This is a genomic window from Pedobacter sp. P26, from assembly GCF_050632135.1.
Classification (GTDB): domain Bacteria; phylum Bacteroidota; class Bacteroidia; order Sphingobacteriales; family Sphingobacteriaceae; genus Pedobacter.
In genome coordinates this window covers 6,104,670-6,127,890 of record NZ_CP192574.1, presented here as the reverse complement: position 1 = coordinate 6,127,890, position 23,221 = coordinate 6,104,670, and the positions used below count along the sequence as shown (strand labels likewise).

General features: G+C 38.9%; 24 protein-coding genes and 2 pseudogenes. 20 read left to right on the top strand and 6 right to left on the bottom strand.

Annotated elements, in window-relative coordinates; translation table 11 throughout:
- Positions 1-490: 490 nt before the first annotated feature.
- From miaB to ACQ86H_RS28500, 9 genes and pseudogenes are all read left to right on the top strand, one after another.
- Entirely contained in the window at positions 491-1,906 is a 1,416-nt protein-coding gene (miaB, locus tag ACQ86H_RS28540) for a tRNA (N6-isopentenyl adenosine(37)-C2)-methylthiotransferase MiaB (protein WP_138819353.1), read from the top strand.
- Positions 1,907-1,973: 67 nt separating this feature from the next.
- On the top strand, positions 1,974-3,224 hold the full coding sequence (locus tag ACQ86H_RS28535) for a sigma 54-interacting transcriptional regulator (protein WP_138819354.1): 1,251 nt from the start codon (positions 1,974-1,976) through the stop codon (positions 3,222-3,224).
- Between the two features lie 67 nt (positions 3,225-3,291).
- Positions 3,292-3,807 (top strand): LptE family protein, encoded by a 516-nt coding sequence (locus tag ACQ86H_RS28530; protein ID WP_371716931.1) that lies wholly within the window; start codon positions 3,292-3,294, stop codon positions 3,805-3,807.
- A gap of 74 nt (positions 3,808-3,881) precedes the next feature.
- Positions 3,882-4,811 (top strand): hypothetical protein, encoded by a 930-nt coding sequence (locus ACQ86H_RS28525; protein ID WP_431293254.1) that lies wholly within the window; start codon positions 3,882-3,884, stop codon positions 4,809-4,811.
- A gap of 142 nt (positions 4,812-4,953) precedes the next feature.
- Entirely contained in the window at positions 4,954-5,316 is a 363-nt protein-coding gene (gene secG / locus ACQ86H_RS28520; protein ID WP_132395957.1) for a preprotein translocase subunit SecG, read from the top strand.
- Positions 5,317-5,798: 482 nt separating this feature from the next.
- Positions 5,799-6,823: pseudogene (locus ACQ86H_RS28515) on the top strand (sensor histidine kinase).
- Positions 6,824-6,954: 131 nt separating this feature from the next.
- The gene (locus ACQ86H_RS28510; RefSeq protein ID WP_210419410.1) at positions 6,955-7,098 is read left to right on the top strand and encodes a hypothetical protein; all 144 of its coding nucleotides are present in this window, start codon (positions 6,955-6,957) and stop codon (positions 7,096-7,098) included.
- Between the two features lie 115 nt (positions 7,099-7,213).
- Positions 7,214-7,855 (top strand): DUF47 domain-containing protein, encoded by a 642-nt coding sequence (locus tag ACQ86H_RS28505; RefSeq protein WP_186828578.1) that lies wholly within the window; start codon positions 7,214-7,216, stop codon positions 7,853-7,855.
- A gap of 12 nt (positions 7,856-7,867) precedes the next feature.
- Positions 7,868-8,877 (top strand): annotated as a pseudogene (locus ACQ86H_RS28500) (inorganic phosphate transporter).
- Between the two features lie 329 nt (positions 8,878-9,206).
- Here ACQ86H_RS28500 and ACQ86H_RS28495 read toward each other — a convergent pair.
- The 4 genes from ACQ86H_RS28495 to ACQ86H_RS28480 form a co-directional block, all read right to left on the bottom strand.
- On the bottom strand, positions 9,207-9,821 hold the full coding sequence (locus ACQ86H_RS28495; RefSeq protein WP_168202535.1) for an FMN-binding negative transcriptional regulator: 615 nt from the start codon (positions 9,819-9,821) through the stop codon (positions 9,207-9,209).
- 130 nt (positions 9,822-9,951) lie between these two features.
- Complete coding sequence (locus ACQ86H_RS28490; protein ID WP_431293253.1) at positions 9,952-10,665, bottom strand: carboxypeptidase-like regulatory domain-containing protein; 714 nt, start codon at positions 10,663-10,665, stop codon at positions 9,952-9,954.
- A 71-nt stretch (positions 10,666-10,736) separates the two neighbouring features.
- Positions 10,737-11,255 carry a hypothetical protein gene (locus tag ACQ86H_RS28485; RefSeq protein WP_431293252.1) on the bottom strand — a complete coding sequence of 173 codons (519 nt, stop codon included), beginning with the start codon at positions 11,253-11,255 and terminating at the stop codon, positions 10,737-10,739.
- Positions 11,248-11,826: an RNA polymerase sigma factor gene (locus ACQ86H_RS28480; protein ID WP_138819360.1), complete on the bottom strand. Its 579-nt coding sequence runs from the start codon at positions 11,824-11,826 to the stop codon at positions 11,248-11,250. Before ACQ86H_RS28480 ends, ACQ86H_RS28485 begins: the two co-directional genes overlap by 8 nt.
- Positions 11,827-12,034: 208 nt before the next feature.
- On the opposite strand from ACQ86H_RS28480, the gene ACQ86H_RS28475 reads away from it, so the two are divergent.
- From ACQ86H_RS28475 to ACQ86H_RS28425, 11 genes are all read left to right on the top strand, one after another.
- On the top strand, positions 12,035-12,796 hold the full coding sequence (locus tag ACQ86H_RS28475; protein WP_138819361.1) for a DUF4197 domain-containing protein: 762 nt from the start codon (positions 12,035-12,037) through the stop codon (positions 12,794-12,796).
- Between the two features lie 112 nt (positions 12,797-12,908).
- Positions 12,909-13,844: a PD40 domain-containing protein gene (locus tag ACQ86H_RS28470; protein ID WP_138819362.1), complete on the top strand. Its 936-nt coding sequence runs from the start codon at positions 12,909-12,911 to the stop codon at positions 13,842-13,844.
- A 23-nt stretch (positions 13,845-13,867) separates the two neighbouring features.
- The gene (locus ACQ86H_RS28465) at positions 13,868-14,803 is read left to right on the top strand and encodes a ketopantoate reductase family protein (protein WP_431293251.1); all 936 of its coding nucleotides are present in this window, start codon (positions 13,868-13,870) and stop codon (positions 14,801-14,803) included.
- 114 nt (positions 14,804-14,917) lie between these two features.
- Positions 14,918-15,469, top strand: a complete 552-nt coding sequence (locus tag ACQ86H_RS28460; RefSeq protein ID WP_057933206.1) for an RNA polymerase sigma factor — start codon at positions 14,918-14,920, stop codon at positions 15,467-15,469.
- A gap of 10 nt (positions 15,470-15,479) precedes the next feature.
- Entirely contained in the window at positions 15,480-15,830 is a 351-nt protein-coding gene (locus tag ACQ86H_RS28455) for a hypothetical protein (protein WP_431293250.1), read from the top strand.
- Positions 15,831-16,322: 492 nt separating this feature from the next.
- Positions 16,323-16,589, top strand: coding sequence for a hypothetical protein (locus tag ACQ86H_RS28450; protein ID WP_138819365.1), 267 nt, complete (start codon positions 16,323-16,325; stop codon positions 16,587-16,589).
- 433 nt (positions 16,590-17,022) lie between these two features.
- Entirely contained in the window at positions 17,023-17,214 is a 192-nt protein-coding gene (locus tag ACQ86H_RS28445) for a hypothetical protein (protein ID WP_431293249.1), read from the top strand.
- A 59-nt stretch (positions 17,215-17,273) separates the two neighbouring features.
- Positions 17,274-17,726 (top strand): Hsp20/alpha crystallin family protein, encoded by a 453-nt coding sequence (locus ACQ86H_RS28440; RefSeq protein WP_138819368.1) that lies wholly within the window; start codon positions 17,274-17,276, stop codon positions 17,724-17,726.
- 184 nt (positions 17,727-17,910) lie between these two features.
- Positions 17,911-19,131 carry a DEAD/DEAH box helicase gene (locus ACQ86H_RS28435; RefSeq protein ID WP_210419412.1) on the top strand — a complete coding sequence of 407 codons (1,221 nt, stop codon included), beginning with the start codon at positions 17,911-17,913 and terminating at the stop codon, positions 19,129-19,131.
- Between the two features lie 93 nt (positions 19,132-19,224).
- Positions 19,225-19,731, top strand: coding sequence for an AEC family transporter (locus tag ACQ86H_RS28430; protein ID WP_431293248.1), 507 nt, complete (start codon positions 19,225-19,227; stop codon positions 19,729-19,731).
- 52 nt (positions 19,732-19,783) lie between these two features.
- Complete coding sequence (locus ACQ86H_RS28425) at positions 19,784-20,110, top strand: AEC family transporter (RefSeq protein ID WP_431293247.1); 327 nt, start codon at positions 19,784-19,786, stop codon at positions 20,108-20,110.
- 306 nt (positions 20,111-20,416) lie between these two features.
- Here the strand turns inward: ACQ86H_RS28425 and ACQ86H_RS28420 are convergent, their stop codons facing one another.
- Both ACQ86H_RS28420 and ACQ86H_RS28415 read right to left on the bottom strand, forming a co-directional pair.
- Positions 20,417-21,610, bottom strand: a complete 1,194-nt coding sequence (locus ACQ86H_RS28420; RefSeq protein WP_431293246.1) for an aminopeptidase C — start codon at positions 21,608-21,610, stop codon at positions 20,417-20,419.
- A gap of 110 nt (positions 21,611-21,720) precedes the next feature.
- Positions 21,721-23,148 carry an L-serine ammonia-lyase gene (locus ACQ86H_RS28415; protein WP_138819371.1) on the bottom strand — a complete coding sequence of 476 codons (1,428 nt, stop codon included), beginning with the start codon at positions 23,146-23,148 and terminating at the stop codon, positions 21,721-21,723.
- Positions 23,149-23,221: the final 73 nt, after the last annotated feature.

Genomic DNA, 23,221 nt, shown 5'->3' with positions numbered 1-23,221 from the left:
GGTACCACTTCGCCAAGGGCTAAATTGGTTAGGCCTGTGGTATGGAAAACCCCTCATAGTAGCAAAAACAGATGTAATCTAAACCCGACCGTAGCGGGATGCCACAATTTTTTCAATTGGGGCAGAAGCGGGGGCGGGGCTGTATCCTGCCATCGACACCGAAGCCTGCATTTCCAAAAAAATCCTGACTCGTTTTATAACGATGAACTATTAATTTGGAGCGCAAGTGCAGTACAAGTAACATCGTTTGTTCCTTTGCTTCGCTTGTACGCTTCGGCCGTCGTGCCTCCGGGCCTGCAGTATACCGCTTCGCCAGGGCTAGCTAGGTGAGGGCGATCGTAAGTAAAATCTCCTCATAGTAGCATATGGTTTAATGGGGCCTGCTTACTGTTTTATCATAATCATACTGTAAACATTTAAACAAAATATGTCAATTTGTCACTTTTAATTTTATTTATGTATTTTTGCAATCCCCAATATTTTTTAAATAATGATTGATTTACAAGTACAGGATAAGACGCACGATGAAGCCAGGCAAGGTGAAGCTTTAATTTTAGATACACCGATTAAAGCCGATGCCCGTAAATTATATATCGAAAGTTACGGTTGTGCAATGAATTTCGCGGATAGTGAAATCGTGGCCTCTATTTTATCGGAAACTGGATTTGAAACCACGGGGGATTATCACCAGGCTGATGTAATCTTCATTAATACCTGCTCAATCCGAGAAAACGCAGAAACCAGGGTTAGAAACCGACTATCACAGTTTGGTGTCGAAAAACGCCGTAACCCGAAATTAATTGTTGGGGTTTTGGGCTGCATGGCAGAACGTTTAAAATCTAAATTTTTGGAAGAAGAACGTTTGGTTGATGTAGTGGTAGGACCTGATGCTTACCGCGATCTGCCTAACTTAATTGAGCAGGTAGAAAGCGGACATAAAGCAGTTAATGTTTTATTATCTCGCGAAGAAACCTATGCTGATATTAGTCCGGTTCGTTTAAACAGTAACGGAATAACCGCTTTCATTTCCATTACCCGTGGTTGTAATAACATGTGTTCTTTCTGCGTGGTACCTTTTACCCGTGGCCGCGAACGAAGCCGCGATGCCCATTCTATTATAGAAGAAGCAAGGGGCTTATTTGAAGCGGGCTACCGGGAAGTTACACTTTTAGGTCAAAACGTAGATTCGTACACCTGGACATCGGAAGACGGAACAGAAACGGTTAACTTTGCGCAGCTTTTGGAGCAAACAGCATTGGTTAGTCCGGATTTAAGGGTACGTTTCTCTACTTCGCATCCAAAAGATATTACCGACGAAGTTTTACATACCATTGCTAAATACGATAACATCTGTAATTATATCCACTTGCCTGTCCAATCAGGAAATACCCGCATATTGGAGTTAATGAACAGGACTTATACCCGCGAATGGTATATCAATCGTATCGACGCCATCCGCAACATTATTCCAGGTTGTGCAATTTCTACCGATATCATTGCCGGTTTCTGTACAGAAACTGAAGATGAACATGAGGAAACCCTGAGTATGATGGATTATGTGCAATATGATTTTGCTTATAACTTTACCTACTCTGAAAGACCAGGAACTTTAGCCGCCCGTAAATTGGAAGATGATATTCCTGAAGAAGTGAAAAAACGCCGTTTAGCAGAGATCTTAGCCAAACAACAGGCACATTCGTTAATGCGTTTGCAAGAGTGGGTGGGTAAAACCGTTCGGGTTTTGATTGAAGGCACTTCAAAAAAATCTGATCTGGATTATTGCGGAAGAGGAGATAGCGGAGCGATGGCCATTTTCCCAGCCATTGATGGCGTTAAACCAGGCCAGTATGCAAATGTGTATATCGAAAAATGTACATCTGCTACGTTAATTGGTAAAATAGTTTAAAAAGGTTGAGGGTAAAAGGTAAGGGGCCTAAGGTCTCATATCTCATATCCCAACTCAAATCTAAAGAATGGATACACAAAATATTAAACAACGTTTCGGTATTATTGGCAATTCGCCTCTGCTTAACCGTGCCATAGATATTGCAAGCCAGGTAGCACCGACCGATATGTCGGTACTAATAACAGGCGAAAGTGGTAGTGGTAAAGAGGTATTCTCACAGATTATCCATCAAATGAGTGCGCGTAAACACGGTGCTTTTATAGCGGTAAACTGTGGTGCCATCCCTGAAGGAACGATAGATTCTGAGCTTTTTGGTCACGAAAAAGGATCATTTACCGGTGCGCACGAAGCCCGTAAAGGATATTTTGAGGTGGCGAATGGCGGTACCATCTTTTTAGACGAGGTTGCTGAACTACCTTTAGGTACGCAGGCACGTTTACTGCGTATTTTAGAAAGTGGCGAATACTTACGTGTAGGGTCTTCTAAAGTACAGAAAACAGATGTCCGCATTATTGCTGCCACTAATGTTGATGTGTATAACCGCGTTAAGAACGGAAAATTTCGCGAAGACTTATATTACAGGTTAAATACTGTTCCATTACGCATACCGGCTTTGCAAGAACGTAAAGAAGATATTTATTTATTATTCAGAAAATTCGCTGCCGATTTTAGTGATAAATACCGTAGTCCGGCGTTACACCTGGAGCCAGACGCCATCCAGATTTTAACCAATTACAGCTGGCCAGGTAATGTTCGCCAATTAAAAAATATTGCGGAGCAGATCTGCGTATTGGAAAAAGACCGGAATGTTACCGGGCAAGCCATTTTAAACTATATCCCGAACGAAGCTGGAAGTAATTTGCCAATGGCGATTAACGCTCAGTCGAAAGAAGATTTTACAGAAAGAGATATTTTGTACAAGGTGCTTTTTGATATGAAAAAGGATATGGTTGAGCTTAAAAAACTCGTTGCTGAAATTATTCAGCACGGCGGAAATACCGCTACCGTTTTGGCAGATAATCCGCAGTATATCAATCAGCTGTATCGTGATGTAGAATTGCCGGCAGGACAAGAGCATGCCTTTACCATCCAGCAACCTACGCCAAGCAATAATAATAACATTAACAACAATAACAATGCTGATTATTTTGCGCACGAGGCCGAAGAAGTAGAAGAATCCTTGTCCTTAGTGGATAAAGAATCGGATCTGATTAAAAAAGCGTTAAAAAAACACAAGGGTAAGCGTAAGTTTGCTGCTCAGGAACTGGGTATTTCAGAACGTACCTTGTACAGGAAAATTAAAGAATTAAACCTGTAATTTTAAAATTGCTATTTTAATTACCTGCAAAAGCACGTCTCCCAAAACTTAGATAACATTTTCGATAATGATGAAAATTAGAATATTTGCCATAATCCTGCTTGCCTCGGTTTTTAGCGCGTGCTCTTATAAATTTAGTGGAGCATCAACAACAGGGTTAAAAACGGTGGTGGTTCGGGTATTTGAAAATAATGCACCATTAGTGGTACCAACGTTGAGTAACCAGATCACTGAATCGTTAAAAAGCCGTATCCGTAACCAAACCAAATTGATTATTTCTCCAACAGGTGAAGGAGATGCATCATTTGAGGGGAGAATAACAGGTTACGATATTAAACCGGTTGCGCTTCAAAATAGTGCTACGCCAACCTCGGGAGCAAACAGATTAACCATAACCGTTTCTGTAAAATATAAGAATAACATAAAAGAACACGAAAAAGAAAGTTTTGAAGAGAGCTTTACCAGATATTTTGATTTTCCCATCAACGGGGCACCAATTCAAACCTTATTGCCTGGGGCTATCGAAAATATTAACAAACAATTATCTGAAGATATTTTTAACCGTGCATTTGCGCAGTGGTAAATAAAGCAGGACTCTAAAAGACAAAATTTTCAAAACCCGTCTACATTTTTTTAACTTAGCGGCAAACCTGGATAATGGATAACAAAAAGCTACTGGCAGATTTACTTGCGCAACCTGGAAAGGTTAGGCCAGAGCATGCATCCATGTTGCAGGAAATGGCGCAGCAATTTCCTTATGCTCAGCCCATTCATTTACTTTTGGCCAAAGCCAATGCTTCATTTATTCCAAAAGCGGCATTATATGGTCAGGGGCATGTATTGTTCCATGTGCTAAATATGGTTGCCGTCCAGGAGGACCAGCAGGAAAAGGATCCTGAAATTAATGTAGTCGTTACAACGCATGCGCAGGACGAGCCTGAAGTTTTTGAAGAAATAAGTGAACTTACAGATGATATCCCTTCATCTACAAATCAGGCTGTAAATGTAGAAACGCCAAACCACCTGCCAGGTATTGATAGCCATTTAATGGACTTGCCTGCAGATGATGATTCTTTTAATGAAAGTGTAGCTGCTACCGATTTCTTTGCCTTTGAACAGAAATTAAGTACCGATGTGGTTACAACCGCACCAGAAATTGAAACTGTTGTTCCTGACGAGCCTGAAAGAAATTTTGTTTCACAATATAACGACGATAAGCTGCCGTACACGTTTTTATGGTGGTTAGCTAAAACCCGTAAAGAACACGAACAAATTTTTCAGCCTTATGCTCACCCTAACGCTGGTAAGGTAAAATCACAGCCGCAAAATAATCAACTGCAGGAAAGAGCTGAATTTCAGCAGCAGTATGTGGAGCATATCTTCCATATTCAAACTCCTTTCGAGGTAGCCGATCATTTAGCAGAATATCCTTCTGCCGAAATTAAAGATGCAAAGGGCGCCCAAATCATTGAGAAATTCTTAAAGGAAGATCCAACGATCAAGCCCCTAAGCCAGAACAGATTGATAATGAAAATAAGGCAAAGAAAAGTGCAGAAGACAATTACGACCTTGTTTCGGAGACTTTAGCTAAAATTTATATCGAGCAAATGCTTTATCACAAAGCCATAGATACTTATAAAAAATTAAGTTTGAAATATCCGGAAAAAAGCCGTTACTTTGCCGACCTTATCCAATCTATAGAAAAGAAATTTTAAAATATAATATTACCATGGTAACCTTTTTAATCATTTTATTAATTATTGCGTGTGTAGCCTTAGGCTTATTTGTTTTAATACAAAATCCTAAAGGCGGAGGTTTAGCTACAGGCGGTGGCGGCAGTAACATGTTTGGTGTACAACGTACTGGCGATGTTTTAGAAAAAGGATCGTGGGTATTGTTAACGCTAATAGTGGTACTAACCCTTGCCGTTACTACAATTGCTAAAACCAGTGGCGGTAGTGCGGCAGTTGGGAACTCTGCTATTCAGGAGCGTTTAGATAAAACGCCATCACCGTCTCCACTTGGCGGAAATTTAAACAGCACTAAACCTGCAGCCTCCACTCCGGCTAAAACTGATTCGACAAAGAAATAAGTAATACTTACCGTATTTTATAAAGCTTTCCTCGAAAAGGAAAGCTTTTTTGTTTTTTAACACGAAGCTGTATCATAAATATAGAATTGTCATCCTTAGGGATAATTTATTTTATAAAAATCAATATAAAAGACAGATCTTTTTGGCAAATGGTAGGCTGCGCGAGATCGTCATTCCCAATTCGATTGGAAACCACGGAGTGCTCATGAATGCCATTGAAACAAGGTAAACTTATGAATAATCGTAATGCAAGCGCTTTAAGATTCCCGCCTGCGCGGGAATGACGACCGTGCTAGTGGAGTCTGTCATTGATAGCCTGTCGAAGGACCTGTTTAGACGTCTCGCAAAGCTCAACGAGACAAGTTCGAATGGAATTACAACTTATGGTACAACCCGTTTTGTTTTTTAACATTCTGTAAAAAATGACTTATTCCCCTTTATCTCTTAACACACATTTAACATAAAAAACTTTAAATTGCAGCATGAAATTAAGTGTGCTGGTTTTATTTACTGCTCTCGCCGTTGGTCTTTCCATCGGGATGGTTAATTTTTATTTTCAGCATAGCCTGTATTACATGGCTATTTCTTTTGGCGTGTCGTTTTTATGCAGTTTTTTGGTTTTTTATTATTTGCTGGAGAAGTATATCTACACCAAAATTAAACTCATCTACAAGCTGATCCATAACCTTAAATTGGGTAAAGATTTAAAAGATGCACTTGGCGAGTATGTGAGTTCCGATCCGATTAATGATGTAGAACAAGAAGTAAAGGAATGGGCAGGGGCAAAGAAAAAAGAAATAGATTTATTAAAAAAACAGGAACAGTTTAGAAGAGAGTTTCTTTCAAATGTTTCGCATGAATTTAAAACACCACTTTTTGCCATTCAAGGTTATATCGAAACCTTACAAGACTGTTTGGTAGATGACCCAGATCAGGCTGTTTTATTTCTAAAAAAGCAGAAAATAATGTAGAGCGACTGAGTTATTTAATTAATGATTTAGACGTTATTTCAAAGTTAGAAACGGGCGAATCGCCAATTAACTATCAAAAATTCGATTTTGTACAATTGGCGAAAGAGGTAATGGAAAACCTCGAAGACCGCGCCAAAGGAAAAAACATTAAACTCTTTTTTAAAGATAAGTATACTGCTATTACCTTAGTTTCTGCCGATCGAGAAAAGATCAGGCAGGTTCTAATTAATTTAATGGTAAATAGCATTAAGTATGGCATTGATGGCGGGGAAACAGCCATTAAGGTTTTCGAACTGCACGACCAGGTTTTGATAGAAGTTACGGATAATGGTATTGGTATAGAAGAAAAACACTTGTCACGCTTATTTGAACGTTTTTATCGCATCGATACCCACCGGGCACGAGAAGTGGGGGGTACGGGTTTAGGCTTAGCCATTGTAAAACATATTTTGGAGGCGCACCAACAAACCATTTCGGTAAGAAGTACACCAGGAATAGGTACTACCTTTGCTTTTACGCTACAAAAGGGTGGGTAGCTTAGTACCTTGATAATCATTCTTCAATTTTTGCCACGGAAACACGGAAGGCAAGGAAAATACGGCATCTGATTCGTTTCGGAAAGCAATTTACTGCTGTTGATAAATCCGATGTTAGCGAACATCCTGGTTTGAGCAATTTCTTAACTATTTATGGTTTGCATGCTATTTCGCACATGTTTCATCTGGATAAAGCACTTAGCGGGGCTATCGTAACCGAAGAACTTATTCATAATGTTTCGGAAAACCTATTTATTTCATTGTCAGGTACCTAAAATTATTGAAATAAGCTATACCTGACTAAATGAGGTGATAATTAGTTAATATAATTAAGAAATTAACATTAACTTAACATTGGGCTTGTAGCTTTGCAACATATTAAAAATTAACATGAACAATATTTTTAAGTTCTTTACACCTCAAGACAAAAAGTTTCATCCGCTTTTCGAGCAGGCAGGTAGCAATGCATTAAAAATTGCAGAAACCCTTTTAGAAATGGTTAGCACGGGTGATGCTGAAAGCAGAAAAACAATTTTTAAAGAAATTGAGCGCTTAGAGCACGTTGGTGATGATATTACCCATTCAATTTTTCTTGAGCTGAGCAGGAACTTTATCACTCCATTTGATAGAGAAGACATTCACCAATTGGCAACTGCTGTTGATGATGTTGCCGATTATATTTATGGTACTGCAAACCGCATGCAGATGTACAACATGAACACCATTAACGAGCCGATTGTTAAAATTGCTGAGCTTTTGGTAGAAATGTGTACCGATATTGATAAAGCAATTAAAGAATTACGTAGTTTCAAAAACATCCGTGTAATTGCTGATGCTTGTATCCGTATCAACAGCGGCGAAAACCAGGCTGATTATGTATTTACATTGGCGGTTGCCCGTTTGTTTGAATATGAAACCAATGCGATTGAATTAATTAAACAAAAAGAGGTTTTACAAACGATAGAAAAAGCAACAGATAAGTGTGAGGATGTGGCAAATGTGCTTGAAACTATCTTGGTTAAAAACGCTTAATAAAAAACAAACATGGTAACTACCTTATTGGTTGTTGTTGTAATTCTGGCTATTGCTTTCGATTACATTAACGGCTTTCACGATGCCGCTAATTCGATTGCAACAGTTGTTTCTACAAAAGTTCTTACGCCTTTTCAGGCAGTTTTATGGGCTGCGTTATTCAATTTCGCTGCTTACTTTTATTTTACCGACCACAAAGTGGCCAATACTGTTGCTAAAACGGTAATTGAAAATTATATCACTTTAGAAGTTATTCTTGCAGGTTTAGTTGCTGCAATTATCTGGAACCTTTTAACCTGGTGGTATGGTATTCCTTCAAGTTCATCACACACTTTAATCGGTGGTTTTGCTGGAGCAGGTATGACACATGCTTTACTTACAGGTGCTAGTCCGCTTGATGCTGTAAACATGGGTTATGTTATAAAAATTGTTTCTTTCATTGTATTGGCACCAATAATCGGTATGGTGATATCGGTGGTATTAACTCTGATTATTATCAATATCTGTCGTTATGCGAAGCCGGCAACTGCTGAGAAATGGTTTAAACGCCTGCAATTGTTATCTTCTGCTGCATTAAGTTTTTCCATGGTGGTAACGATGCGCAAAAGGTAATGGGTATTATTGCTACAGCATTAATTGCATCGAAAGTAATTCCAAACTTCGAATCGATGCCCGCTTGGGTGCCTATTTGCTGTTACTCGGCAATCTCTTTAGGTACCATGAGTGGCGGTTGGAAAATTGTTAAAACAATGGGGTCTAAAATTACTAAAGTTACAGCACTTGAAGGTGTTGCTGCTGAAGGTGCAGGTGCGATTACATTAGGTATTACAGAGCATTTCGGTATTCCGGTTTCTACTACGCATACCATTACAGGTTCTATTGTAGGTGTGGGTGTGGTAAAAAGTGTTTCAGCTGTACGTTGGGGGGTAACCATCAACTTAATATGGGCATGGATTTTAACCATTCCGGTTTCGGCTACATTAGCAGCCATTATTTATGCTGTAATCTATTACTTAAAATAAAGACAAATCTTTTAATATACTCAGAAGACCAAGGTGTTAGCTTTGGTCTTTTTTTTGGTGTTTTTTTACCGCAAAGAACGCTAAGTTTTCGCAAAGCGATGTTTTGTTTACCACAGAGGGCATTGAGTTTGCACAGAGTAAACAGAGAAGGTCGTCCTGATCCGATAGCTGTCGGATGTAGCGCAGTCCCGAATTTTGGGAGAGCGCTATAAGTAAAAATACGCTGTGTTTTCGTGGCAAGTCTTCGACTCCGCTCAGACTGACAAAAGCCACTCTGTGTCCTCTGCGCATTTTCCCTGCGCACGCTGTGGTAAAAAACAGGTGAGGTTTTACAAATTCTTCTTCATTTCCTTCGCTACTTCTTTTGCAACGGGATCTTCCCTTTTCTCCAGATTTGCTATAATGCTTTCCTGATTTTTTATAGAATGGTTTTGGCTCATTTTAAAAACATGGTCGATGTGGTCTACCAAAACTTCGAATCCTGTAATGGCCTTTAAATGCTTCTGGATATATGCTTCATCCATTTTATTAAATGCAGCAGGACTTGTTGCAGGATTTTCATATTTATCTGTTAGTTCTTTGATTACCTGATAAGTTTCTTCCGAATCCATGAGTCTGATAGTGCCTTTGGCCTGAACCGATTTATAATTCCAGGTAGAAACTGAGGCAGGTTTTTCGTAAACTGAAGCACTGATATAAGCGTGGGGCCCGGTAAAAATGGCCATTACATTTGGATTTTGTTCAAAAGCCTTACAGTGGTCGGTTTTGGTCATAACGTGGCCAATCAGTTTAATCGATTCGCCATTAACTACCGTTTTAACCGGTACTTGTGTAGCAACAGGAAATGTTCCATCGAAACCAATTAAGGTTACAAAAGTGTTTTGATGCATAAATTCAAGAACTTCATCTTGACTATTAGCTGTAAAATTTGGGAGTTTGTACATTGGATGTGTTTTTACCACAGAGGCCATTGGGTTTTACGCAACGTAACATTGGGGGATTTTAACAATAATTTACACCAATCTCGTAACCTCTGTGCATTTTCCTTGTGTAACCGATAGTTAATAAGAGAGTTTAAAATTTAATACTGATTTCTACTGAATCAGTTCCTTTTTTAGGTAATACCCAATCCGGACCTTGCTGAATCAACCGCTTCGCTTCTGCATCGGCTTTTTTGTTCAGCGATTTTATAACGGTGACATTGGTAGGCCGCCCGTTGCTTTTAACTTTGAAGCTCAAAATCACAAATTGCTCCGGGCCTTTAGGGTTATAAAGCTTATTGTTATTCTCTAAGTATTGGCTATAGTTAATAGTAGAAACCGGAATAGGCTTTGTGATATCATCTGCCGATTTCCCATCCAGGTTTTGTTCCGCACGCAGTGTAATTTTAGGTGCAGCAATATTTTCTTTTTTATGCCCGTTTGAACCAGTAATTAAAGCAATTTCGTTTAATGATTTGTTGCCACTCAATGCATTTTTAATCGCATTAGGGTCTTGCAAACCAGCTACAGGCAATTCTTTAAAACCGATAGCATTAATCAATAAGTCTTTATTTTTTGCATTACTATCAGCAGGTAAATAGAAATAGCCTTTGGCATTGGTCGCTGTTACATTTTTAGAGCCAGCTAACTTTACCACAGCTCCCTGAACAGGTTGACCATTACTTTGGTTTACCACGTTGCCACTAAATGCAATTTTACTCGAGCCTATTGCCGGTTCTGCTGCCACCACAGTCTCACTTAGCGTAACCTGGCTTGGTTTGTAGTTGTCAAAGCTTATACGGCTCATCGCTTTAGCGCGACTATTATCGGTTGCAATTTTTGCCGCTTTTGCTTCAGCAACCTGTTGTTCCGCATGTATTACAACAGGATTTTTTTAGTGTTTTTTGCCAAATCACCTGTTTTTGCGGCTGTAATTGCTTTATCAAGCAAAGTTGCCTTTGTATGGTGCTGAGTAACGGTCTCTTCTTTAACTTCAGGTTGGATCGAAGCAACAGTTGCTGTACTATCTAACTGAACTAACACACCTTCTTTTTTATGTGCAGTAAGTTCTGCATTCCTGCGGTTGGTTTCGCGCATAAAGAATAAAATGCTTACCGCAATAAAAGCCACAGTTGCGGTTGCCGCAATACTTAACCTTTGGGTGGTAATGCCCCAAAGTTTGCGTTTTATTGGTTTTTCTGATACACGATCGTACAGTTGTTTTTGTAAAATAGAAAGTGTTTGTTTGCGTTTGGGCGATTGTTTCAGTCCTTCTAATGCTTCAGCAACGAAAGGATCTTCTAAAGCCTGCCTTTCTACAAAATGCATAGCCTTAGCATCAAGCTTACCATCCAGGTAATCTTCCAGTACATCAATATCTAACCAATCGTTATTCACTACTGTTTTTCTCTATACAAATCTTTAAATTCCGCTTACCATTTTGGATGTAACTCTTAACTTTAAGCATGTCGTAGCCCGTAATATCGGCCACTTCTTTATAGCATTTTTCTTGTAAATAAAATAAATCTACGCTTTTTCGCTGTTCTTCAGGCAAAGTTTCCATACACTTTTCCATAATGGTAAGCTGCGTTTCTTTTGTGTTGTCTATATCAAGATGCACAAACTCGGTATTTTCCACAAAAGTATCGTCTATGGAGACATTATTTTGCTTCGCCGATTTCCGTAATGCCATTAAACAATGGTTCCGCGTTAAAACATGAAGCCAGCTCTTAAAGTTCTGTACCTCATGTATTTTCAGCTTCGTTACCAGTTCTTCAAAAATCTGCATCACCGCATCCTTGCTTTGCTCTTCATCTTTGAAGTAGTTTAAGCAAACCCCAAATACCAAATGCATGTATTTATTGTAAAGCGTACCCAACGCGTCCAAATCACCTGTATTTTTATACCCGGCAATCAGTTTGGCATCATCTTGCTGGGAATTTCCAGCTGTATTTTTTATAAACCTCAAAAAATGGTAGCTATTTCGAATTATCCTTCAAGTATAAAAAATATTTCTGAGTGATGGGACATAAACTAATTTTTAGGAAGAGAACGCCCGAAATATTTACGTTGCTAATCATCTTTAGGCTCTTGATATATTGTTGCCATGTACAAAAACTTATCTTTGAGTATAAAAATATGGCCGTTGTTTTGCTAAGCATGATTAAACACACACAATGAGAAAGATTAATATTTTATCGGCATCACTAACCATGATGGTATTTGCAAGCCTAAATGTTAGCGCACAGATTAAACTGAGCGATATATTTAAAAAAGTAACCGAAAAACAAGGTGCCGCAACAGCTGCTACCGGAACGCCATCTACTTTTGAAATCGGACAGGGGATTAAGGAAGCGCTACAAATTGGTGTTTCTGCAGGTGTTGACAGGCTTTCGGTTAAAGATGGCTTTTTAGGTAATCTGGCGGTTAAAATTCTAATGCCTCCTGAAGCACAAAAGGTTGAAAAAACATTACGTGGCATAGGTTTGAACAAACTTTGCGATAATGTGATTGTAAGTTTAAACCGTGCCGCTGAAGATGCTGCCACCGAAGCAAAGCCTATTTTTATATCGGCTATTAAACAGATGACTTTAACTGATGCCACTAATATCCTGTTGGGTAGCAAAGACGCAGCTACCGAATATTTTAAAAGGGTTACTACTGCACAACTGATTCAGAAATTCAGCCCGATTGTAACCACAAGTTTAAATAAGGTTAATGCCACTAAGTATTACAGCGATTTAACTTCGCAATACAATCGCTTGCCTTTGGTAAGGCCCGTAAATACCAACTTAACGGAATATGTTACCCAAAAAGCGATAGATGGGTTATTTGTTGAAGTTGCAAAGGAAGAACTCAAAATTAGGGGCAATTTAAGCTCAAGGAGTACAACCTTATTGCAAAAAGTTTTCGGTTATGCGGATAGGAAAAAGATTTAAATATGCTGTGGTTCGTGTGGACACGAGCCAATATAAAGTATATTTTAAGTAAAATATAGCTTCTTGGTCCACTCAGCAACGGCATACACAAAAACTATTTGTAAAATTGTATATGACGAAAATCAGCACCACATTAGTTTCTATTTTAATTCCCTGCGTTGCATTACTCACTTCCTGCGGCAACAATAAATCTGAAGAAGAAAATGCTAAAGCCGTTTTAGATACGGTTTCTTTAAGCAGTAAAAATTTCGCGATAGCCTATCAGGATGGGAATAAAATTGTAGCCACGAGTATTGATACCATGAAACAGATTTCGTTTGGTGGCGCAACCGATCCGGCGATTTCTCCTGATGGAAATAAATTGGCATATACGCTGAGCGATTCTGTTGGGAACCGATCAGTATGGATTGCCGATATGGAAAATAAAAGTCAGGGTAAATTGCAGGTAAATAGCAATAATTATTATCAGGCCATGTGGTCTGCTGATGGAGGCTCGATCGCTTTCAATATTTTCAACAGTAAAAACCTATGGAAGATAGGTGTTATTAAAACTGATAATTCGGGATATGTAATGCTGGATAGTGCATCTGGAATAAATGTTTATGCACCAACCTGGAAAAATGAAAAGGAAATCATCGGACAGGACCTGATCAAGCTTTACACCTTTGATCGCACGGGAAAGTTAATCAATACCAAGCTGATATCCGATTTGATTGGGAAAGAATTTTCCATTGCAAGCAGCAACCGTTTCTTTTACACAAAAGACGGAACGAAGTTAATTTTTAATGCAGGGAATAACGATGTTTTAAACGGATTAACAGGGCCAAGCGAAGCAGTTTATATTTTAGATCTGGTTAGTAAAAAAATACAGCGGATTTCACCAAAAGGTGTGCATGTTCCTTATGTTTTTGTTACGGCTGATGACCGGATTTTTTACAGCGGGGCTGAAAAACCTTACACGCACAGCAAAATTTATGTTTCTGATTTAGACGGGAACGTTAAAACGGTGGTGGATAAGGGGAATAATCCAACTGGCGCATTGAAATAATCTGTTTATCATATTAGGTTAACATGCTAAATAAAACAAGAATTGTTATTGTCGGAATTGGTGGAGTTGGTGGGTACTTCGGAGGCTTACTGTCTAAACAATACGCTAACGGAAATGATGTAGAAATTGTTTTTATTGCCCGTGGCGAACATTTAAATGAGATCCAAAATAAAGGATTAACGGTAATAAAAGGGTTCGAAAACTTTGTAGCTAAGCCATACCTGGCTACCAATGATTATAGTAAAATTGGCGTGGCCGATTATGTGATCATCTGCACCAAAAGCTACGATTTAAAACAAACCATCGAAAAGTTAAAACCTTTAATTAGTGATACGACAGTATTATTGCCACTTTTAAACGGTGTTAGTGCAAGTGATGAAATTTTAGAAATCCTGCCACATGCAACTGTTTTAAAAGGCTGTGCTTTTATTGTTTCCAAAATTAAATCACCAGGTATAATTGAAAATTCCGGCAACATTCAAAAGTTATCTTTTGGTATGGATGGGCCTCTTAACGAAGCGGTTTTACATTTGAAAGATTTGATGTTTAATGCAGGAATCGATGTAATGGTTTCGGATAAAATCTCTACCGCCATCTGGGAAAAATTTATATTTATTTCCCCTACAGCTACTTCCACATCCTATTTCTATAGCACTATCGGAAAGGTACTGGAAGAAAATCTTGAAACTACGCTGAAGTTAATTGAAGAAGTGAAAAACCTTGCGCTAGTTAAAGGTGTAACAATTAGTGATGACATTTCGGGCAAAACATTAAATACAATGAAATCGATGCCCTACGAAGTTACCTCATCCATGCATCGCGATTATCTCAATCAGAAACCGCAAACAGAAGTTGAGTCGTTAACAGGCTACATTGTACGTGAAGCCGAAAAACTTGGTATTGCTGCACCTACTTATCAAAAGTTGTACGAAGGATTGCTTAAGAAAAGGCCATTGTAAGTCGCTAAAAGTCAGTTGAATTTGATCAAAAACTTTGAATTTTCCGAAAAAAGTAAAGAAAATTTAAAGTAATATTGAGTTTCATCCGTTTACTGGATTATTAAGCAAAATTTAGTGCCAACAAACGAACCTCAAAATATCATTTCAACGGTTGCCAATTATGGTAAGCGCTTATTCAGTTTCATCCGCGGCAGGGTGAATACGGATGAGGATGCAGAAGATATTTTACAGGATGTTTGGTTTCAACTCAGCAATCAACCGGAAGCTGGCGCCATCGAGCAAATTAGTGGCTGGCTATATCGGGTAGCAAGAAATAAGATTACCGATAAATACCGCAAACAAAAGGAGGAATCGTTAGAAGATTTCACTTTCGAAGGCGAAGACGGCGAAATCAATTTTAAAGAAATTTTACTTGCAGAAGCCTACTCGCCAGAAGAGGAAAGTTTAAAGAAACTATTCTGGGATCAACTGTTTTTGGCATTGGAAGAGCTGCCCGAAAACCAACGTTATGTGTTTGTTCAGAACGAGCTGGAAGAGCGTACTTTTCAGGAACTGGCGGATGAAAGCGGAGAGAATATCAAGACATTAATATCAAGAAAAGGTTATGCGGTAAAACACCTTCGTAACCGTTTACAAAATTTATATCAGGAATTTATTAACTATTAAACTTACAGACATGATGAATAGAAATTTTAATCGCGGTAAGAAATTCATGTTCTTTTTCCCTGTAGCGGTGCTTATTGCAGCGGTGCTAGGCTACGTAGTTATGTCTTTATGGAACTGGATTCTGCCAGAAGTTGCCCAGGCAGGGAGACTTAATTATTGGCAGGCCCTCGGTTTGCTTGTGCTTTGTAGAATATTGTTCGGAAATTTTAATAAAGGAGGGCATGGTGGTGGTGGTTTCCGTGAGCGTGCCCACAAGATGCGGGCTAAATGGGATTCTATGAACGAAGAGGAGCGGGCAAAATTTAAGGAAGAATATAAACGGAGATGTGGCGGATGGGGCCACCGCCGCAATAAGGAATAGTTTGGAAGCCTCGAAATAAATTCGGGGCTTTTTTGTTTTATCTATTTCTCCATTATTTTGAACATCGTGAAAGCCTCTCCGCGAATCGTCATCTCGACCGCAGCAACGCGGAGCGGAGAGATCTATCAAGACAGATTTCTCCATTTCGCTGCGCTTCAGTCGAAAGGACGGTCGATATTTTTATTCTATCGGTCGGTGTCTCACCGACCGAAATGGTAACTACTAAAAGATCCTTCGACTCCGCTCAGGATGACATAACTAGGGGTAGCTCTTAATAAAATAAAAAAATAAAAATAATTTAAAGTAAAAATAAAGTTGCTCCGTCTTCCTATATAAATAACAAAATAACCGCATTGCTAGTTCAACTTGTTTAAAGTGAATTGATTACAATGCTTTAAAATTATAACAGATGAAACCATCATGATTTTCAAAACCCAAAATAACGGGAGAAATCATGATAGCTTCATCACAAATAAAAACATATATAAAAAGATGAAAAAGATATTAAAAACCATAGGATTCGGGATTGTACTTGGTGCAGTCGCTTTCTTCATACCATTTGTATTCAAATTTATATTGGCCTTCGTGCTGATCGGTTTAATGTTCAGGGCATTTGCCAGCAGAAGACGTCATTATTTCCACAGCCGATATAATGGTTTCGAAAACAATTACAGTCCGATTGTACCGATCGATAACCAATGGTACAGGCCAACACTACAGGGCAATGGAACAGTTAACAACATCAACGTAAATTATTAACCGGCCATGAGAACATTTAGAATATTATTGGCATTGGCTGTTGCCGCAGGAACTTTTACAGCTTAAATGTACTGGCCGTTCAGAACGGATACCATGATCGCTTAGATTTCAAAAACAGGCATTATCATGATGATTGCCAGCAAGAACATCATAGAAGCCATAGTCACCATAGCAGAAAAATGGATGATACCGTGATTAGTCCTGTTGATAGTATAAACAAAGTAAATAGATAACATTATGTCACAGGTACTTTTTTTAAGCGATCCGTCTCAGACTGATGTTAGTCCGATTTTAGGTATGGCAAAACGAACTGATTACCCGGGGAGAGAAGGTAACTTTCTTTAGCTCGGATGAATTTAAGGCCCCTATAGAACAAATCGGCGCTGACTTTAAAGCTTACAATCAGGAGCTGAACATTTTTAAAGGGAGAGAGGTGATTGATGAAGAAGAAAAACCTAAATCGGGATTAATCAGCGCATTGCTTGAGCCAATGAAATTTATCGATGATATTTTAGTCCAGCTAAGGGGTTTGAAATTTGATTATGCCGTTTTCTCGCCTTCGTATCCCTACGCAAATATCATTACACAGCTATTGGGTATTCCTAAAACGGAACAGGCTGTTTAAAATTAATGTTGGCTTAGGCTGCTAAATTAATAGAATAAATAACAATTAAAATTAATAAAATGTACAACGAACATAGATGCCATTCGGGCAAGATGCATGGCCACTTTGGCGCAGGAGAGGGAAGATTTGGAAGACACTTTGGTGGTCCTTTCGGCCACCATAAACACAGCATGTTTAACCAGGGCTTTAGAAAAGTACCCGCTAATATAGAAGAAACAGAAACCAGCTTTATTATTGAGCTTTTTGCACCAGCTTTGGTTAAAGAAAACTTAAAGGTGGTTACCAAAGATGACGTATTAACCATTTCTTACCACCCTAAAGAAGAAGCTGATTCGGCTAAAAAGTATAGCCGTAGAGAATATAGCAACGGCACTTTCGAAAGAGCTTTTAGTTTAAACGGAAAAGTTTTAGTAGAAAATATATCGGCCAGTTATGCTGATGGAATTTTGAAGGTTACGCTGCCGAAAAACCCTGAAACGAATATACCAGAGAAAGATATTCTGGTAGACTAAGTTTCGTCTATTATAATTTCCAGGCCCCGATTGTTTAAAGCAGTTGGGGCTATTTTATTTTATTGCAAGAGAAAAGGACTACCTGATATTGCTTTTGAGATAATTAAAGAAGCAGAAATTAAATGCGGGTTTGTTATTAGCGGTATTTTAAGGTACTTTTGCTAAAAGACATAAACACAATAGATTGAATTTTAACGACTTTAATTTCAACCCCGATTTATACGAAGGCTTAATGGCCATGGGGTATAAAAGCGCTACTCCAATACAAGAACAAGCCATCCCGGTAATTTTAGATAATCATGATCTGATTGCCTGCGCTCAAACTGGTACAGGAAAAACAGCCAGCTACCTTTTGCCTGTAATGGATAAAATTAGCAAAGCTGCCGATAGACATAACAATACTTTAATCCTTGCGCCAACACGCGAGCTTGCACAACAGATTGATTTACAGGTAGAAGCCCTGGCTTATTTTACCAATATCAGTTCTTTAGCCGTTTACGGCGGGGGAGATGGTATTGCTTACGAGCAGCAAAAACGTTCTATGCGCGATGGCGTGGATATTATTATTGCCACTCCTGGCAGATTAATGGCACATTTATCTTCAGGTGTGTTAAAACTGGAACATTTGCAGCATTTGATTTTGGATGAAGCAGATAGAATGTTGGATATGGGTTTTTACGATGACATAATCCGCATTATTAGCTATCTGCCAAAGAAAAGGCAAACGCTTTTGTTTTCAGCTACGATGGCGCCGAAAATAAGAACCATGGCGGGTAAGATCTTGCACGAACCGAAGCAGATTACCATTTCAATTGCTAAACCTGCCGAAGGGATTGATCAGCAGGCTTATAATATCCATGATCAACAAAAACAGGCGCTATTAACTGATATTTTTAAAAGCGGACAGTACAAAAGCAGTATCATTTTTGTTTCGACCAAGGAAAAAGTAAAAGCTTTATACAAAACCTTTAAAGGATTAGGAATTAAGGCCGAAGCTTTTCACTCCGACTTAGGGCAGAAAGAACGTGAAGATATTTTACTGGCTTTCAAAAACCGTAGACTACCGATTTTGATTGGAACCGATGTATTATCGAGGGGTATTGATGTGGAGGGTATAGATCTGGTAATCAATTATGATGTTCCCGGCGATCCGGCCGATTATGTACACCGTATTGGCCGTACAGCAAGAGCTGCAACCAAAGGAACAGCCATTACATTGGTTAACGGAAGAGATAAGCGGAAGTTCGATAACATCGAAAAATTAATCGAAAAAGAAGTTCCCCGTATGCCACTGCCAGAAAGCATAGCTGCAATGGAAATTACGCATGTAGAGGAAAAGAAGCCACAGCATAAAAACAGAAAAAAGGTTTGGCAGAAAAAGAAAAAACCAAAACCTTCAGCTTAACTCATTTGAAACGCCATAAGTATTCTTATTGGCGTTTTTCTTTTATAAATTATCTTTGCGCTAGGCAATGGCAAACTTCATCATTATAGGTTTATGTATTTTGGCGGGGATTTTTTCCGAAAAAGTAAATCGCTTCCCAAAGATGCACACAAAGGCATTAATGCCTGGATTATCTATATTGCACTGCCAGCAGTCTCGTTTAAATATCTGCCACATATTACCTGGACTAAAGGCCTGTTGTTTCCAGCACTGGCACCAATTTGTATCTGGTTATTTGGTTGGTTGTTTATTACACTGTATAGCCGCATTCAGAATACTAGCAAAGCCACCTCTGGCGGGTTGAAACTAACCAGTTCTTTAAGTAACACTTCATTTGTCGGTTTCCCGTTAATTGTGGCTTATTTTAGTGATAAGGAATTGGCAATAGCCATTATCTGCGATCAGGTAACCTTTATGATCTTGTCTACCATTGGTGTTATTATAGCCATCCGTTCGTTGCAACATCAAAAGTTAACCGCTAAATTAGTTTTGAAAAAAGTATTGACTTTTCCGCCATTTATTGGTTGTATTTCAGCGCTAATCCTTCCACATTTTTATTGATCTTTCTTCACTAGATCCACTATTCGAAAAACTAGCAGCTACAGTTGGTCCATTGGCATTGTTTTCAATAGGTTTGCAGCTAAAATTTGGAGGTTGGTTTCGCGAATTGAAACATATCAGTTTTACTTTATTGTATAAACTGATTTTAGCACCATTGGTTGTTTTGGTTATGGCACTCGTTTTAGATATGAACGGAATGATTGCCAAAATAACCATTTTCGAAATGGCTATGCCGACACTGGTAACTGCTGGCGTGATCGCCGATCAATATGATTTAAATCCAAAGCTTTCTAATTTGGTGGTGGGGATCGGGATATTACTTTCGTTTATCACCACAGGTTTATGGTGGTTGGTGCTGAATTATTCGGGGGTGGTTTAAAATTATCTCGTTTTAACCGCAGAGTATGCAAAGAGAAGGCGCAGAGAACGCAGAGTGGCTTTTTCAGTCTGAACAGAGTCAAAGACTAGCTACGGTAACGCAGAGTATTTTAACTTATAGACCTCTCTCCCGAAATTTCGGGACTGCGCTACAGTCGAGATGACGAACGTACTAATACAACTTACCTTACTCGCCAAAAGCCCTACGCTTGGCTCTCTTTGCGAAAACCTTCGCACCCTTTGCGGTTAAATCCAACAAAAAAGCCACAAAATTTCTTCTGCGGCTTCTTGATTAATTTATAATTAATTACAACGCTAATTTCTTGGCAATTTCAGATGGAATACCTGCTTTGTTTAATAAAATTGCTGTTGTTTTATATTTTACGTAGTTTTTAGTTACGTATAAATATCCTTTGTAATCGTTGCTTGCTCCCCAGGAGTTTTTAACGATATAATATTCTTTACCTGTCTGATCTTTGGCTAAACCAACAATATGCATACCATGATCATCAGTGGTTTGATAGTTGTCGAAAGCAAGCTGACGGTTTTCCTGCGTAATTTCCATCTCTGGCTGCGGGCCGTTAAACATATCTGCTTTTTGTTTCGCTGTCATATCAGCGAAAGGTGTTTGTGGAACAAAAGCAACACCGTTTTTCCAGCTGAAGTTTTTTTCGCTAACATCTGTAGCCCATGCTACTGTATAACCACCTTTTAAGGCGTTATCGATAATGTCTGTTAACTCGTTCACTTTAACGTTATAAACCTGATCGAAAGACCAGTTATCAGGCACTAATAAAGTAAATTTGCTATAGAAAGGATGATCGTTGAATGATGAAAGTTCTACATAGTTATCGGCATTTAAACCCACCACTTCCTGAGCGAAAGTTTTTGGCGTGTATTTTTTGCCATTATAGGTGAAGCTTTCTGGTACAGCACCTAAATAAGCATCAATTACGGCTGTGTAGGCCTTTAACCAGTTTGGAGTTAACTCACCATTCGCATTATTTACAACAGCTTCTAAAACACCTTTTTCAATATCACCAAGTTCTGCTGTTTTATTGATTTTGGTGCCATAATTTAATCCGGTATATACCTCTTGCGGAACTGCACCGTATTTTCTGTACATGTTGATTACATCGTGCAAAGCACCGCCATCGCCTAATGAAACCGCACCATGCATACGCACGTAATTTTTACCCTTTTCTACATAAGCGTTACGGGCCGAAAAAAGCTGAGATAAGGTTACGGGCTTTTTACCCGCTTTAATCATTTCTGATTCTAAAAATGAGTTGGTAGAATAGCTCCAGCAAGTTCCTGAAGATCCTTGATTCTGAACCGGGGTATTGGCCAGATTAATCACTTCTGTAAATTTAAATGAAGTAGCACTGTTTTCGCTTTGGTTGTTTTTTAAAGAATTAACGAGATTGTCCTGAGCATAAGTCGCTGATATAGATAACGACAAGGCCAAACCAATCACACTGATTTTTGTGTAGTTGATCATTTTTTTATGAATAATTAATATTGAGCGAATGTAAAAATACTTGTTGATTTGTCAACAGAAAGTTTGTAATAAAACGATAACATCGGTCATTTTATTGCAACAATGTTGAATTAACATTCCGGCAAACTGATTGGAATATTGGTTGCCAATCCTCCATCAGATGTTTCTTTGTATTTGGCATTCATATCGAGGGCAGTTTCCCACATGGTATTTACCACGGCATCTAAACTTACTTTTGCCTTGTCAGGATTGCTTTGTAACGCCAGCTGACTAGCTGTAATGGCCTTAATGGCACCCATGGTGTTTCTTTCGATACAAGGGATCTGTACCAGGCCGCCAATCGGATCGCAGGTTAAGCCCAGGTGATGTTCCATGGCAATTTCTGCTGCCATTAAAACTTGCCTTTGCGAACCGCCTAAACACTCTGTTAGCGCTGCTGCCGCCATGGCCGATGAAACGCCAATTTCGGCCTGACAGCCACCCATAGCGGCTGATATTGTTGCTCCTTTTTTGAAAATGCTGCCTATTTCTGAAGCACAGGCAATAAACTGGATGATTTTTTCTTCGCTATAGCCATCGCAAAAGGTAATAAAATATTGCAATACAGCTGGAATTACACCTGCGGCACCATTGGTGGGGGCGGTTACCACGCGACCAAATGATGCATTTTCTTCGTTAACGGCTAACGCAAAACAGCTTACCCAGTCTAAAATATAATTAAAACCGTTTCCGCCTTTTCTGATTGCTTCAACCCAGTCGTCATAATTGGCGTATTCGCTTTTGTTGATCAAACGCTTATTCAAAGGAAAAGCCCTTCTCGCTACATTTAACCCGCCGGGTAAAAAGCCTGTGGTATGACAACCACGGTAAATACAATCGCGCATTACGGCAAAATGCTGTAAAATGCCTTTTTTTGTCTCTGCTTCAGTACGCCATGCCAATTCATTCTCCATCACGATTTCGCTCACTTTTAAACCGGTAGATAAACACCAGTGTAAAAGATCTTTGGCTTTTTCTACAGGAAAGGGAAGGTCTACCTGAGCTTTGTTGCTATTGTCTTCGCCCTCTTTTACCACAAAACCGCCACCGATAGAATAATAGGTTTCTGAAAAAGCTTTTCCATCTTTTAAAAATGCCTGAAAAGTAACAGCATTTGGATGAAATGATAAACTTTCGGCAAAAAGAAAGAGTAAATCTTCATTATAATCAAAATCGATAATTAAATTACCAGCAAGGTTCAGTTTTTTATCGCGTTGGATCCTTTCGAAAGTAGGTGTGACCGCATCTACATCAAAAGTTACGGGATCAGCTCCTGTTAAACCGAGTAAAATAGCAACATCCGTTCCGTGGCCTTTACCTGTTTTGGCGAGAGAGCCATACAGCAATATTTTTATACCCTCAACATCGCCAATTAAGCCGTTTTGAGCAAGAGAAGCGGTAAACTGTTGTGCTGCCCGCCAGGGACCTAATGTATGTGAACTGGATGGGCCGATGCCTATTTTAAAAATATCGAAAATCGAAATTTGTTCCTTGATCATTATGAATATAAGTTGTACAAATCTATGATTGTTTTATGATTTTGTATAAATTAATTTTGGGTGGAGATGAAAA

Bases quoted from the DNA above. Each gene is read 5' to 3' on its own strand.
- miaB (WP_138819353.1), top strand. From the start codon at position 491: ATGATTGATTTACAAGTACAGGATAAGACGCACGATGAAGCCAGGCAA.
- ACQ86H_RS28535 (WP_138819354.1), top strand. From the start codon at position 1,974: ATGGATACACAAAATATTAAACAACGTTTCGGTATTATTGGCAATTCG.
- ACQ86H_RS28530 (WP_371716931.1), top strand. From the start codon at position 3,292: ATGATGAAAATTAGAATATTTGCCATAATCCTGCTTGCCTCGGTTTTT.
- ACQ86H_RS28525 (WP_431293254.1), top strand. From the start codon at position 3,882: ATGGATAACAAAAAGCTACTGGCAGATTTACTTGCGCAACCTGGAAAG.
- secG (WP_132395957.1), top strand. From the start codon at position 4,954: ATGGTAACCTTTTTAATCATTTTATTAATTATTGCGTGTGTAGCCTTA.
- ACQ86H_RS28505 (WP_186828578.1), top strand. From the start codon at position 7,214: ATGAACAATATTTTTAAGTTCTTTACACCTCAAGACAAAAAGTTTCAT.
- ACQ86H_RS28495 (WP_168202535.1), bottom strand. From the start codon at position 9,821: ATGTACAAACTCCCAAATTTTACAGCTAATAGTCAAGATGAAGTTCTT.
- ACQ86H_RS28490 (WP_431293253.1), bottom strand. From the start codon at position 10,665: ATGAGCCGTATAAGCTTTGACAACTACAAACCAAGCCAGGTTACGCTA.
- ACQ86H_RS28475 (WP_138819361.1), top strand. From the start codon at position 12,035: ATGAGAAAGATTAATATTTTATCGGCATCACTAACCATGATGGTATTT.
- ACQ86H_RS28470 (WP_138819362.1), top strand. From the start codon at position 12,909: ATGACGAAAATCAGCACCACATTAGTTTCTATTTTAATTCCCTGCGTT.
- ACQ86H_RS28465 (WP_431293251.1), top strand. From the start codon at position 13,868: ATGCTAAATAAAACAAGAATTGTTATTGTCGGAATTGGTGGAGTTGGT.
- ACQ86H_RS28455 (WP_431293250.1), top strand. From the start codon at position 15,480: ATGATGAATAGAAATTTTAATCGCGGTAAGAAATTCATGTTCTTTTTC.
- ACQ86H_RS28450 (WP_138819365.1), top strand. From the start codon at position 16,323: ATGAAAAAGATATTAAAAACCATAGGATTCGGGATTGTACTTGGTGCA.
- ACQ86H_RS28440 (WP_138819368.1), top strand. From the start codon at position 17,274: ATGTACAACGAACATAGATGCCATTCGGGCAAGATGCATGGCCACTTT.
- ACQ86H_RS28430 (WP_431293248.1), top strand. From the start codon at position 19,225: ATGTATTTTGGCGGGGATTTTTTCCGAAAAAGTAAATCGCTTCCCAAA.
- ACQ86H_RS28420 (WP_431293246.1), bottom strand. From the start codon at position 21,610: ATGATCAACTACACAAAAATCAGTGTGATTGGTTTGGCCTTGTCGTTA.
- ACQ86H_RS28415 (WP_138819371.1), bottom strand. From the start codon at position 23,148: ATGATCAAGGAACAAATTTCGATTTTCGATATTTTTAAAATAGGCATC.